Origin of the sequence: Flaviflagellibacter deserti, from assembly GCF_042652085.1 — a bacterium.
Lineage (GTDB): Bacteria > Pseudomonadota > Alphaproteobacteria > Rhizobiales > Methylopilaceae > Flaviflagellibacter > Flaviflagellibacter deserti.
In genome coordinates this window covers 457,678-469,821 of sequence record NZ_JBHSJF010000006.1, presented here as the reverse complement: position 1 = coordinate 469,821, position 12,144 = coordinate 457,678, and the positions used below count along the sequence as shown (strand labels likewise).

Here is a 12,144-nt window from a genome sequence, read left to right as displayed (position 1 = left end):
CGATTTTCCCGCCCCGCGGCTTCAATCCGCGACGTGGTCCTCAACCCCTGCCCCGGTCTTTCGCCCCAGCGCCAACCAGCGGGTGTAGATCGCTGCAAGACACAGTGCGACAGTGCAGCCGACCGCGATCTCCACCATCCGGAGCAGCGCATAACTGATCTCCTCCGCATGCGTCTGGGCGAGCCGACCCGCATCGACGACGATGATCACGGTTGCCGGGGCAAGTCTCCAGTTCGCCGGATAGCGATCGATCAGCACAACAACCATGACCGTGAGCGCCGCACCGATAAGAGCCGCCGGCGGGTTGTAGCCGAAGGCCAGCAGGACGATAAGCCCGACCAGGCAACCGACGGCGGTGTTGACCGCCCGTGCCTTGGCAAGTTCGGCCGCGGTCGCAATGTCCGGATCGCTGACGATCATCTCCGCCCAGACCGGGCTGCTAATCCCAGCCCATTTCAGCCCGTACCAGCAGATCGCGGCACCGATCAGCGTCTTCGACGCGTAGCGCAGCGAACGCTTGATGGCTTCGCGACGGCCGAGCACGCGAGCTAGGTCTCGCCCCGTTCGGCCCGCAGCCGCGCCCAGTAGTCGAGGCGCTTGCGGATTTCCCGCTCGAAACCGCGCTCGACAGGCTCGTAGAAGGTCTGGCGGCCGAGGTCTTCCGGGAAATAGTTCTGACCGGAGAAGGCATCGGGCTCATCATGGTCGTAGCGGTAGCCCGAGCCGTAGCCCTCGGTCTTCATCAGCTTGGTCGGCGCGTTGAGGATGTGTTTTGGCGGAACCAGCGAGCCGTGTTCCTTGGCGACCCGGCGCGCCTGCTTGTAGGCGTTGTAGACGGCAGCGGATTTCGGAGCTGTCGCGAGGTAGACGCAGGCCTGCGCCAGCGCGAGTTCTCCCTCGGGCGTTCCCAGCTGCTCATAGGCATCGCGCGCCGCGATCGTGATCGCCAGCGCCTGTGGATCGGCCATGCCGATGTCCTCGGACGCCATCCGGATCAACCGGCGCGCCAGATAGAGCGGATCCTCGCCGGCATCGAGCATCCGCGCGAGATAATAGAGCGAGGCGTCCGGGTCCGAGCCGCGCACCGATTTGTGCAGCGCCGAGATGAGATTGTAATGGCCGTCCTGCGACTTGTCGTAGATCGGCGCGCGGCGCTGGATGACGTCCTGCACGGCCGCGAGATCGAACACCTCGTCCGGCCTCGCGGCGCGCCAGAGTTCCTCGGCGAGCGTCAGCGAGGCACGGCCATCGCCGTCCGACATCCGGACCAGCGAGGCGCGCGCTTCCTCGTCGAGCGGCAGCGGCCGCCCCTCGACCTCCTCGGCACGCGCGAGCAGCTTCGCGATCGCCTCGTCGTCGAGCGACTTGAACACCATCACTCGGGCGCGAGAGAGAAGCGCCGCGTTCAGCGCGAAGCTCGGATTTTCCGTCGTCGCGCCGACGAGCGTGATCGTGCCGTCCTCCATGACCGGCAGAAATGCGTCCTGCTGGGCACGGTTGAAGCGATGGATCTCGTCGACGAAGAGAAGCGTCCCCTGCCCGGCCTGCCGCCGAGCGCGTGCTGTCTCGAAAATCTTCTTGAGATCGGCAACGCCGGAAAAGATCGCCGAGATCGGCTCGAAATGCAGATCGGTCTCGTTGGCGAGTAGCCGGGCGACCGTCGTCTTGCCGGTCCCCGGCGGTCCCCAGAAGATCAGAGACCCAAGACTGTCGGCACCGAGTAGCCGCGTCAGCGCTCCGTCGTCGCCGACGAGGTGATCCTGTCCGACCACCTCGCCAAGGGTCCTCGGCCTCAGCCGGTCGGCGAGAGGCCGTGGCGCCCCTTGTTCGAGGCCCGCGGCCTCGAACAGATTGGGACTTCTCGCCATCAGAAGCGGAACACCTGCGTCAGCACCTGGCCGTTGCGCTCGATCGTGATCTTCCACAGGCGCTGGCTTTCGCTATTGGCTGCCGCCAGCTTCTTGGCACTGTCGATTCTCGTGTCGTTGACCTGAAGCACCCGGTCGCCACGGACAAACCCGGTGCGGGCGGCGATCGAGCCCCTGGCAATGTCGATGATCACGACGCCGTTCGGTGGACCATCCTCGCCGATCTCCTCGGCGACCGCCGGCGACAGGTTGACGACCTTCGCGCCGTTGAGCGGTCCCTTGCCGTCCAGCACCTGCTCATCGCGCGGCGTCGTTTCCGGCGCGGGCTCAACCTTGACGCTGATCGCCTGTTCCTTGCCATCACGCATGACGGCGAGCCTGGCCTGGCCGCCGAGCGGCTTGATCGTCATCTGGTAGGTCAAAGCGGTCGGGTCCTCGACCATCTTGCCATCGACGGCGGTGACGAGATCTCCCGGCTTCAGGCCCGCATTGGCGGCGGGCGAGTTTTCATCCAGTTCGGCGATCAGCGCACCGAACGGCCGGTCGAGACCAAGGCTGTCGGCGATCTCGCGTGTCACCGGCTGGAGCTCAGCGCCGAGCCATGGACGGCGCACGACCTTGTCGCCCGCGCGGGCCGCGTCGAGCACCAGTCGGACAATGGAGGCCGGCACGGCGAAGCCTATGCCGTCCGAGCCGCCGGATTTCGAGAAGATCGACGTGTTGATGCCGACGAGCTGGCCCTTCATGTCGACCAGCGCGCCGCCGGAATTGCCCTGGTTGATAGCGGCGTCGGTCTGCAGGTAGACGGCCTGCTCGCCGCCCTTCTTCTGGACGCGGCGGACGGCCGAGAGAATGCCCTGCGTCACGGTCTGTCCGAGGCCATAGGGGTTGCCGACGGCCAGCACCATGTCGCCGACCTCGATCGAATCACTCTCGACCAAAGGCAGGACCGGGAAGCTCCCTTTGGCGTCCTTGACCCGCAGGACGGCGATGTCGCTCTGGGCGTCGGTCAGGACGATGTCGACATCGAATTCGCGCTGATCCTGGAGCGCGACGCGGACATCGGTCATGCCCTCGACGACATGGTTGTTGGTGACGATGAGTCCCTCGGCACCGACGAGAACGCCCGAGCCGAGCGAACGCTGCACCCGCTCGCGCGGAACGGCCATCTGGCCGCCGAAGAATTCCTGGAACAGCGGATCCTCGAACGGAAAGCCGCGCGGACGCTGCTGCACGACGCGTGAGGCATAGACGTTCACGACGGCCGGCGTGACCTGCTTCACCAGCGGCGCGTAGGACAACCTCACCTCGGCCTGAGAGGTCGGCACCACACGCTGCTGCGCGGAAGCCGGAGCCGCCAGCACCGCAGTCGCCGCCGCCAGAACCAGCACCAGAGATTTCCGCATAATCGATGTCCTCATGAAAACTCTCGCTGAACCTGAACACGCCCCGGCGCGACTTATAGGCATGCGCCGCGAGGTAATGAAGCCGTTCGTTCGCCTGTCGCGGTCTATGCTACGCATTGCGCGCTTCTTGGGGAGAACACGCTCGTGACCTGGATCATTCTCGGCATCGTCGCCGCATTCGTCCTGATCGGCATCTTCATCTACAACCGCCTCGTTTCGCTGTGCCAGACGACCGGCCAGGCCTGGTCGGACATCGACGTCCAATTGAAACAGCGCTCCGATCTCGTCCCCAATCTGGTCGAAACCGTGAAGGGCTATGCCGCGCATGAACGCGGGACGCTGGAAGCGGTCGTCGCCGCCCGCAACGCCGCGATCTCGGCCAGCGGGCCGGCCGAACAGGCTGCGGCCGAGAATGCCCTGACCGGCGCGCTCCGCCAGATCTTCGCGCTCGCCGAGAGCTATCCGGATCTCAAGGCCAACGAGAACTTCCTGCAATTGCAGACCGAGATCGCCGATCTGGAGAACAAGATCGCCGCCGCACGCCGCTTCTTCAACAATGCGGTCGCCGAGTACAACGCCGCCATCGCGCAGTTCCCGGCCGTGCTGTTCGCAGGTTCGATGGGCTTCCAGCCGCGCGACTTCTTCGAAGTCGGCGAGGCCGAGCGCACCGCGATCCAGACCCCGCCCAAGGTCAGCTTCGGTAGCTGAGACGCGCCATGGAGACCGTCGGGCTCAAAACCCACATCTGGAACAACGCTCTGAAGACAGTCCTGCTGCTTCTGGGCTTCCCGTTTCTGATGCTCGCGGTTTGCTACGCCTTCACCCTGCTCTGGGTCGCCTTCCTGGAAGATCCGACCGTTCTGGAGGGACTGGAGCGCGGCCTGGTGCTGCTGCCGGTCGCCATCGCCATCGCACTCGTCGTCTCCGGCGGCTGGCTGCTTTTTTCGTTCTTCTCCCACCAGTGGATGATCGACACGCTGACCGGCGCCAAGCCCGTCAGCCGCGAGGCCGAGCCGAGGCTCTACAATCTGGTCGAGAATCTCGCGATCTCGCGCGGCCTGCCGATCCCGTCGATCCGCGTCATCGAACGGTCGGCGCTGAACGCCTATGCCAGCGGCGTCCGCCGAAGGCACTACACGATCACGGTCACGCGCGGCCTGCTCGACGAGTTGGACGATGCCGAACTCGAAGCCGTGCTGGCCCATGAGATGACCCACATCATCAACGGCGACGTGCGCCTCATCGTGGTCGCGGCCGTCTTCGCCGGACTGATCTCGCTGTTCGGCGACCTGATGACCTCCGACGGCACGTCGGGAATGCGGACTGCGAACAGCATCACCAAGACCTCTTCCGGCTCCGGCAAGAAGAAGGGCGGCCATATCGTCATCATCGTGATCGCGATGCTGATCCTGATCTTTGCGCGTTTCGCGGCGCTCGCCCTCAGGATGGCGATCTCGCGCCGCCGCGAATTCATGGCGGACGCCGGCTCGGTCGAGCTGACGAAGAATCCGGATGCGATGATATCGGCGCTTCGGAAGATCGAGCGCCGCTCCAGCCTGGGCGCGATCCCCGGTCAGGTCGAAGCGCTGTTCGTCGACTCGGAATCCTCGGGCTTCTGGGCCACGCATCCGTCGATCAACCAGCGCTGCAAGGCTCTCGTCCGCTATGCCGGCGGCCACGATCCCGGTCCTCGCCCGATCGGCACGATGGAGGACGGGTTCGAAGAGCAGAAGACCACGCCCGAGGCCGCACGGGACATGGGCACGGAGGCCCTGCCCGCCTGACACCAGGCAACAAAAAAGGCGGCCCGAGAGCCGCCTTGTTCGTTTCGGCCAGAAGCCGTGATCAGGCTGCCGCTTCGGCCTCAGCCTCGGTGCGGGCGCGATCGACCGAACCCTTGGCATCGACGTCGCGGTCGACGAGTTCGATCACGGCGATCGCCGCATTGTCACCATGGCGGAAGCCCGCCTTGATGATGCGGGTGTAGCCGCCGTTGCGGTCCGCGAAACGCGGGCCGATCACGTCGAACAGCTTCTTGACCGTGTCGACATGGCGGAGCTCAGCGATCGCCTGACGGCGTGCATGAAGGTCGCCACGCTTGCCGAGCGTGATCAGCTTCTCGACCACCGGGCGAAGATCCTTCGCCTTCGGCAGGGTCGTCGTGATCTGCTCGTGCTCGATCAGCGAGATCGCGAGGTTGGAAAACATCGCGCTCCGATGGCTCTGGGTCCGGTTGAACCGGCGGCCGCGCTTGCCGTGCATCATCTCAGTATCTCCTCAACGCCGTTTCGTCGCCGTTCGGCGCTCAGTAATGTTCCTCGAAGCGCTTTGCGAGCTCTTCGATGTTCTCCGGCGGCCACCCGCTGACTTCCATGCCGAGGTGCAGACCCATCTGCGCCAGCACTTCCTTGATCTCGTTCAAGGACTTGCGGCCGAAGTTCGGGGTACGCAGCATTTCGGCCTCGGTCTTCTGCACGAGGTCGCCAATGTAGACGATGTTGTCGTTCTTCAGGCAGTTCGCCGAACGGACCGACAGCTCCAGCTCATCGACCTTCTTGAGGAACGCCGGGTTGAAGGCGAGCTCGGGGATCGAGGTCCGCTCTTCAGCCTTCTTCGGCTCTTCGAAGTTCACGAAGACTTCGAGCTGGTCCTGGAGGATGCGCGCGGCATAGGCCAGCGCGTCGTCCGGGCTCACCGAGCCATCGGTCTCGATGGTCATGGTCAGCTTGTCGTAGTCGAGGATCTGACCCTCACGGGTATTCTCGACGCGGTACGACACCTTGCGGACCGGCGAATAGAGGCTGTCGACGGGGATAAGCCCGATCGGCGCGTCTTCGGCCCGGTTGCGGTCGGCCGGGACATAGCCCTTGCCGGTGTCGACGGTGAATTCCATGCGGATGTCCGCGCCCTCGTCCAGCGTGCAGAGCACGTGCTCGGGGTTGAGGATCGCGACGTCGCCCGTCACCTGGATATCGCCGGCCGTCACGACGCCCGGACCCTGCTTGCGCAGCGTCATCCGCTTCGGGCCTTCGCCCTGCATGCGGATCGCGATGTCCTTGATGTTCAGGATGAGGTCGGTCACGTCCTCACGAACGCCAGCGATCGACGAGAACTCGTGCAGAACGCCATCGATCTGCACGGACGTCACTGCCGCGCCCTGGAGGGACGAGAGGAGAATGCGACGAAGCGCGTTGCCGAGCGTAACGCCGAAGCCACGCTCCAGCGGCTCGGCGACGACCGTCGTGAAGCGCTGCTTGTCGCTGCCGGGGCTCACTTCGAGCTTGTTCGGCTTGATGAGGTCTTGCCAGTTTTTCTGGATCACGGCGGCACCTTCTAGAAGTGTGGCGCGGCGCCTCGGTATCGGGCGCCGAAAGGCGGGCCATAGCCCGCCACGCATAAACTGATCAGACGCGGCGGCGCTTGCGCGGGCGGCAGCCGTTGTGCGGGATCGGGGTCACATCGCGAATCGAGGTGACGGTGAAGCCCGCGGCCTGGAGCGCGCGGAGCGCCGACTCACGACCCGAACCGGGACCGCGAACTTCGACTTCCAGCGTGCGCATGCCATGCTCGGACGCCTTCTTGGCGGCGTCCTCTGCGGCCATCTGAGCCGCATACGGGGTCGACTTACGCGATCCCTTGAAACCCATCGTGCCGGCGGACGACCACGAAACCGTGTTGCCCTGAACGTCGGTGATGGTGATCATCGTGTTGTTGAAGGTCGCGTTCACATGCGCGACGCCGGACACGATGTTCTTGCGTTCGCGACGGCGAACGCGCTGGACTTCCTTGGCCATTCTACTTCCTTCGGTCCTTCTGGCGCGCCCGTAATGCCAGGCGCTGGGGAAACAGGTAATCGCGGACGAGTCCGCTCTTCTGGACCCTCGGGCCGAACCCGAGGGTGATTCCATCGCGGGCCGAAGCCCGCTCAGGGTTACTTCTTCTTGCCGGCGATTGCCTTCGGCTTGCCCTTGCGGGTGCGCGCATTGGTATGCGTGCGCTGGCCGCGGACCGGCAGACCACGACGATGACGCAGGCCGCGATACGCACCAAGGTCCATCAGGCGCTTGATGTTCATCGCGACGTCGCGGCGGAGATCGCCTTCCACGAGATGATCACGGTCGATCGTCTCGCGGATCTGCAGGACTTCCGCGTCCGTCAGCTGATTGACGCGGCGCTCTGCCGGGATGCCCACCTTATCGGTGATCTCCTGAGCCTTCTTGGCGCCGATGCCATGAATGTACTGCAGCGCGATGATGACGCGCTTGTTCGTCGGAATGTTCACACCAGCGATACGCGCCACGTGCAGTCTCCCAAATGGCCGGTTCGGGCCTTGTTCAATGGCGGCTTACGCCGCCCCAAAATGCGGGCCTGGCAAAACGAAACGATGCCGGATCCGCGCGGAACCGGCACCGAAGCAGAGCTGTCGGCTGTCAAGTGCCGGGATATAGGAGCTTTCGCCCCTCTTCGTCAACCTCTGGCTGCCTCAATTCCGACGCCGAGCGCCGCATCGATCTGCCGGGAGACTTCATCGATCGGCGCCATGCCGTCGACCGTCTGTAGTAAGCCCTTCGACCTGAAGTAGTCGACGAGCGGTGCCGTCTGCTCGCGGTAGACCGCGAGCCGCTTGACCAGAGCCTCTTCATTGTCGTCGGCACGCGGGCCGCCGGGGGTTTCCCCTGCCCGCTTCTGGATACGCGACAACAGGATGCCTTCGTCGACCTTCAGCTCGATTACGGCATCGAGACGAAGGCCCTTCTCCGCGAGCATCTCATCCAGCGCCTCGGCCTGTGGCACGGTGCGCGGGAAGCCGTCGAGGATGAAGCCGTTCCTCGCATCGTCCTGTTCGATGCGTTCGGCGACGATGCCGACGACCACGGTGTCCGGAACGAGCTCGCCCGCATCCATGATCGCCTTGGCCTTGAGGCCGATCTCGGTGCCGGCGGCAACCGCCGCCCGCAGCATGTCACCGGTCGAGAGCTGGACGATCTCGTGACGCTCGACGAGGCGAAGCGCCTGGGTGCCCTTGCCCGCGCCGGGCGGTCCGAGAAGGATCAATCTCATCGACGCGGCCCCCGCAGCTTCGCCTTCTTGATCAGCCCCTCATACTGCGATGCGTAGAGATGGCCCTGCACCTGCGCGACCGTATCCATCGTCACGCTGACGACGATCAGGAGCGAGGTACCGCCGAAATAGAACGGCACGGCGGCGTAAGAGACAAGGATTTCCGGAATGAGGCAGACGATGGAGAGATACGCCGCGCCGACGACCGTGATCCTAGTCAGGACATAGTCAATATACTGGCCGGTGCGCTCGCCCGGGCGAATGCCCGGAACGAAGCCGCCATACTTCTTCAGATTGTCGGCCGTCTCCTGCGGATTGAAGACAATCGCCGTGTAGAAGAAGGCGAAGAACACGATCAGCGCGACATAAAGAGCCATGTAGAGCGGCCGGCCATGCCCGATATAGGTCGTGAGCGTGGTCAGCCATTCCGGACCGCCGGTCGCAGCAAGGCCCGCGAACGTCGTCGGCAGCAGGAGCAGCGACGAGGCGAAGATTGGCGGAATGACGCCCGACGTGTTGAGCTTCAGCGGCAGATGAGAGCTCTCGCCGCCGGTCATGCGCGTCGCCGAGACCTGTCGCTTTGGATACTGGATCAGAATCCGCCGCTGAGCGCGCTCGAAGAACACGATGAAGGCGATGACGATAACCGCCATCACGCAGATGCCGAGGATGATCGGCGTCGACAGTGCACCCTGGCGGCCGAGTTCGAACATGCCGACGATCGCGCGCGGAAGCTCCGCTACGATGCCCGCGAAGATGATCAGCGAAATGCCGTTGCCGATGCCGCGCGCGGTGATCTGCTCGCCGAGCCACATCAGGAACATGGTGCCACCGACGAGCGTGATGACCGTCGAGACGCGGAAGAACATGCCCGGATCGGTGACGACATTCGCCGCCGATTCGAGACCGACCGAAATGCCATAGGCCTGGAACGTCGCCAGCAGCACCGTGCCGTAGCGGGTGTACTGGTTGATGATCTTGCGGCCCTGCTCGCCCTCCTTCTTCAGCTGCTCCAGCGAGGGAACAACGGAGGTCATGAGCTGGATGATGATCGATGCCGAGATGTACGGCATGATGTTCAGGGCGAAGATGGCCATGCGGCCGACCGCGCCGCCCGAGAACATGTTGAACAGGCCGAGGAAGCCACCGCTCTGCTGGCGGAAAACGTCAGCGAGAGCGTCCGGATTGATGCCCGGCAACGGGATGTAGGTGCCGAGGCGGTAGATGATGAGCGCACCGAGGGTGAACCAGATGCGCTTCTTCAGCTCGTCCGCCTTCGCAAAGGCCCCGAGGTTCAAATTCGCAGCAAGCTGTTCAGCTGCTGATGCCATGTCCCAACGCTCCGCTTAGGAGAAGCCGCCTCGGCGAGGCGGTCAGGCCTGCTCTGCGTCTGCCGTCTTCTTGGCGAGGATCTTCACCGAACCGCCAGCCTTCTCGATAGCGGCGATCGCGGACTTGGACGCCGCGGCGACCTCGAACGCAATGTTCTTGGCTGTGAACTTGCCGTTACCAAGCAGCTTCAGGCCGTCACGAGCCTTCGACAGCACGCCGGCGGCCACAAGCGCCTCGTTCGTGATAGCGGCCTTGATGTCGAGCTTGCCAGCGTCGATCGCCGTCTGCAGACGATCGAGGTTGAGCTCGTTCAGATCGAGACGGAAGATGTTGACGAAGCCGCGCTTCGGCAGGCGGCGATGCAACGGCATCTGGCCACCCTCGAATGCCTTGATGGCGACGCCGGAACGGGCCTTCTGACCCTTCACGCCGCGTCCGCCGGTCTTGCCCTTGCCGGAGCCGATGCCGCGACCAACGCGCATGCGCGACTTGGTGGAACCGGGATTGTCCTTGATCTCGTTCAGCTTCATCGTTCGCTCCGTCTGGCTCGCTACAGCGCTTATTGGCGCATCACTCGAAAAAGGCTCCCGCGCCAGCAAGGAGCCTCAGGGTCTTATTAAGAGAACGATCCCGGTTCGGCTAGCCGACCGGGACCGGATGTCTCACTTGGCCTTAGTCGACCACCTTCACGAGGTGGGCAACCTTGGCGATCATGCCGCGGATCGCCGGATTGTCCGGGAGCGTCTTGCGGCGGCCGATCTTATTGAGGCCGAGACCGATCAGCGTCTGCTGCTGATGGTCGGGGCGACGGATGTGGCTTCCGGTCTGCTCGACCGTGATGCTCGGACCCGTCTTATTGGCTGCAGGCTTCTTTGCCATCGTCTCTCTCCCGAGCCTTAGGCTTCGACAGCTTCGCTGGCGTCGACGTCGCGACGGCGAGACTGCAGAACCGAGACCTTGAGGCTGCGGCGCGCCGCGACCGAACGCGGGCTGTCCTCAGCCTTCAGGGCGGCGAAGGTGGCGCGCACCATGTTGTACGGATTCGACGAACCGAGCGACTTCGCGACAACGTCCTGGACGCCGAGCGTCTCGAAGACGGCGCGCATCGGACCGCCGGCGATGATGCCCGTACCGGCCGGAGCCGCGCGGACGATCACCTTGCCCGCGCCCCAACGGCCGGACACGTCATGATGCAGGGTACGGCCCTCGCGGAGCGGAATGCGGACCAGAGCGCGCTTGGCGGCTTCAGTCGCCTTGCGGATCGCCTCCGGCACTTCACGCGCCTTGCCGTGCCCATAACCGACGCGACCCTTCTGGTCTCCGACGACGACAAGCGCCGCGAAGCCGAAGCGACGTCCGCCCTTCACGACCTTGGCCACACGGTTGATGTGAACCAGCTTGTCGACGAATTCGCTATCGCGCTCTTCCTGCTGGCCACCACGGCCACGGTCACGACCGCGACCTTCGCCGCGCCCCTGGCGCTGCCCGTCGCCGCCGCGCGGACCCCTCGGCTCGTTTGCCATATCTTTGTCCTCTTCCCGTCTGGGATCAGAAGTTGAGGCCGCCCTCGCGGGCACCCTCTGCCAGCGCCTTGACGCGGCCGTGATAGATGTAAGCGCCGCGGTCGAAGACCACGTCCTTGACGCCAGCCTTGCTGGCGCGCTCGGCGATCAGCTTGCCCACTTCGGCCGCAGCCGCGGTATCGGCGCCCGTCTTGCCGCGCAGGTCCTTCTCGTTCGACGAGGCAGCAGCCAGAGTGTGGCCCTGCACGTCGTCGATGATCTGCGCGTAGATGTGCTTCGACGAGCGGAATACGGACAGACGCGGACGTCCGGTAGACGCAACCTTCTTCAGGCTGCGGCGAACGCGCGCTTTGCGTCGGGCTTCCGCCTTGAGATCCTTGACCATCGTCCGCTCCGTTACTTCTTCTTGCCTTCCTTGCGGAAGATGAATTCGCCCGCATAACGGACGCCCTTGCCCTTATAGGGCTCCGGCGGCCGCCATTCGCGGATCTCGGCGGCCACCTGGCCGACCTGCTGCCGGTTGATGCCGGCAACGATGATTTCCGTCGGCTTCGGCGTCGTGATCGTGATCCCCTGCGGGATCGCGTAGTTCACGTCGTGGCTGTAGCCGAGGGCGAGAACGAGGTTCTTGCCCTGGACCGACGCACGGTAACCGACGCCTTCGATCTCGAGCTTCTTCTCAAAGCCCGAGCTGACGCCCGTGGCGATGTTCTGAACCATGCTGCGCGACAGGCCCCACATGGAGCGCGCGCGCTGGGTCTTCGACCGCGGGCTGACCTTGACTTCGCCGTTCTCGAACACGCCCTCGATGTCCTCATGCAGGACAAAGGACAGCTCGCCCTTCGGGCCCTTCATGCGGACGGTCTGGCCGTCGACAGATGCGGTCACGCCCTGCGGGACCGGAATCGCTTTCTTGCCAATGCGCGACATGGCGCTCTTCCTTATTCCTGTATG

Annotated in this window: 16 protein-coding genes; 2 read left to right on the top strand and 14 right to left on the bottom strand. The window is 64.5% G+C overall.

Annotated elements, in window-relative coordinates; genetic code table 11:
* Positions 1–21: 21 nt before the first annotated feature.
* From ACFPFW_RS09225 to ACFPFW_RS09215, 3 genes are read right to left on the bottom strand one after another with little or no spacing between them, the layout of a single operon-like run.
* On the bottom strand, positions 22–543 hold the full coding sequence (locus tag ACFPFW_RS09225) for an FUSC family protein (RefSeq protein WP_114955887.1): 522 nt from the start codon (positions 541–543) through the stop codon (positions 22–24).
* 5 nt (positions 544–548) lie between these two features.
* A complete protein-coding gene (locus ACFPFW_RS09220) occupies positions 549–1,868 on the bottom strand; it encodes a replication-associated recombination protein A (RefSeq protein ID WP_114955888.1) in 1,320 nt (439 codons plus the stop codon).
* Positions 1,868–3,289, bottom strand: coding sequence for a Do family serine endopeptidase (locus tag ACFPFW_RS09215; RefSeq protein ID WP_379770394.1), 1,422 nt, complete (start codon positions 3,287–3,289; stop codon positions 1,868–1,870). The genes ACFPFW_RS09220 and ACFPFW_RS09215 overlap by 1 nt, the downstream gene beginning before the upstream one ends.
* A 129-nt stretch (positions 3,290–3,418) precedes the next feature.
* On the opposite strand from ACFPFW_RS09215, the gene ACFPFW_RS09210 reads away from it, so the two are divergent.
* Together ACFPFW_RS09210 and ACFPFW_RS09205 are read left to right on the top strand one after the other, a co-directional pair.
* Entirely contained in the window at positions 3,419–3,982 is a 564-nt protein-coding gene (locus ACFPFW_RS09210; protein ID WP_114955890.1) for a LemA family protein, read from the top strand.
* An 8-nt stretch (positions 3,983–3,990) separates the two neighbouring features.
* Positions 3,991–5,058, top strand: a complete 1,068-nt coding sequence (locus ACFPFW_RS09205) for a M48 family metallopeptidase (RefSeq protein ID WP_114955891.1) — start codon at positions 3,991–3,993, stop codon at positions 5,056–5,058.
* A 61-nt stretch (positions 5,059–5,119) separates the two neighbouring features.
* On the opposite strand, the gene rplQ is transcribed toward ACFPFW_RS09205, so the two are convergent.
* The 11 genes from rplQ to rplF form a co-directional block, all read right to left on the bottom strand.
* Complete coding sequence (rplQ, locus tag ACFPFW_RS09200) at positions 5,120–5,539, bottom strand: 50S ribosomal protein L17 (RefSeq protein ID WP_114955892.1); 420 nt, start codon at positions 5,537–5,539, stop codon at positions 5,120–5,122.
* Positions 5,540–5,579: 40 nt separating this feature from the next.
* A complete protein-coding gene (locus ACFPFW_RS09195) occupies positions 5,580–6,596 on the bottom strand; it encodes a DNA-directed RNA polymerase subunit alpha (RefSeq protein ID WP_379770389.1) in 1,017 nt (338 codons plus the stop codon).
* An 82-nt stretch (positions 6,597–6,678) separates the two neighbouring features.
* The gene (gene rpsK, locus ACFPFW_RS09190; RefSeq protein ID WP_114955894.1) at positions 6,679–7,068 is read right to left on the bottom strand and encodes a 30S ribosomal protein S11; all 390 of its coding nucleotides are present in this window, start codon (positions 7,066–7,068) and stop codon (positions 6,679–6,681) included.
* 137 nt (positions 7,069–7,205) lie between these two features.
* Positions 7,206–7,574, bottom strand: coding sequence for a 30S ribosomal protein S13 (rpsM, locus tag ACFPFW_RS09185; RefSeq protein WP_114955895.1), 369 nt, complete (start codon positions 7,572–7,574; stop codon positions 7,206–7,208).
* 167 nt (positions 7,575–7,741) lie between these two features.
* On the bottom strand, positions 7,742–8,335 hold the full coding sequence (locus ACFPFW_RS09180) for an adenylate kinase (protein ID WP_114955896.1): 594 nt from the start codon (positions 8,333–8,335) through the stop codon (positions 7,742–7,744).
* The gene (gene secY, locus ACFPFW_RS09175) at positions 8,332–9,666 is read right to left on the bottom strand and encodes a preprotein translocase subunit SecY (RefSeq protein ID WP_114955897.1); all 1,335 of its coding nucleotides are present in this window, start codon (positions 9,664–9,666) and stop codon (positions 8,332–8,334) included. Before secY ends, ACFPFW_RS09180 begins: the two co-directional genes overlap by 4 nt.
* Before the next feature lie 42 nt (positions 9,667–9,708).
* A complete protein-coding gene (rplO, locus tag ACFPFW_RS09170; protein ID WP_114955898.1) occupies positions 9,709–10,197 on the bottom strand; it encodes a 50S ribosomal protein L15 in 489 nt (162 codons plus the stop codon).
* 142 nt (positions 10,198–10,339) lie between these two features.
* Positions 10,340–10,546, bottom strand: coding sequence for a 50S ribosomal protein L30 (gene rpmD / locus ACFPFW_RS09165; protein WP_114955899.1), 207 nt, complete (start codon positions 10,544–10,546; stop codon positions 10,340–10,342).
* A gap of 17 nt (positions 10,547–10,563) precedes the next feature.
* The gene (gene rpsE / locus ACFPFW_RS09160) at positions 10,564–11,190 is read right to left on the bottom strand and encodes a 30S ribosomal protein S5 (RefSeq protein ID WP_114955900.1); all 627 of its coding nucleotides are present in this window, start codon (positions 11,188–11,190) and stop codon (positions 10,564–10,566) included.
* Positions 11,191–11,215: 25 nt separating this feature from the next.
* A complete protein-coding gene (gene rplR / locus ACFPFW_RS09155) occupies positions 11,216–11,575 on the bottom strand; it encodes a 50S ribosomal protein L18 (protein ID WP_114955901.1) in 360 nt (119 codons plus the stop codon).
* Between the two features lie 11 nt (positions 11,576–11,586).
* On the bottom strand, positions 11,587–12,120 hold the full coding sequence (gene rplF / locus ACFPFW_RS09150; protein WP_114955902.1) for a 50S ribosomal protein L6: 534 nt from the start codon (positions 12,118–12,120) through the stop codon (positions 11,587–11,589).
* Between the last annotated feature and the right edge of the window lie 24 nt (positions 12,121–12,144).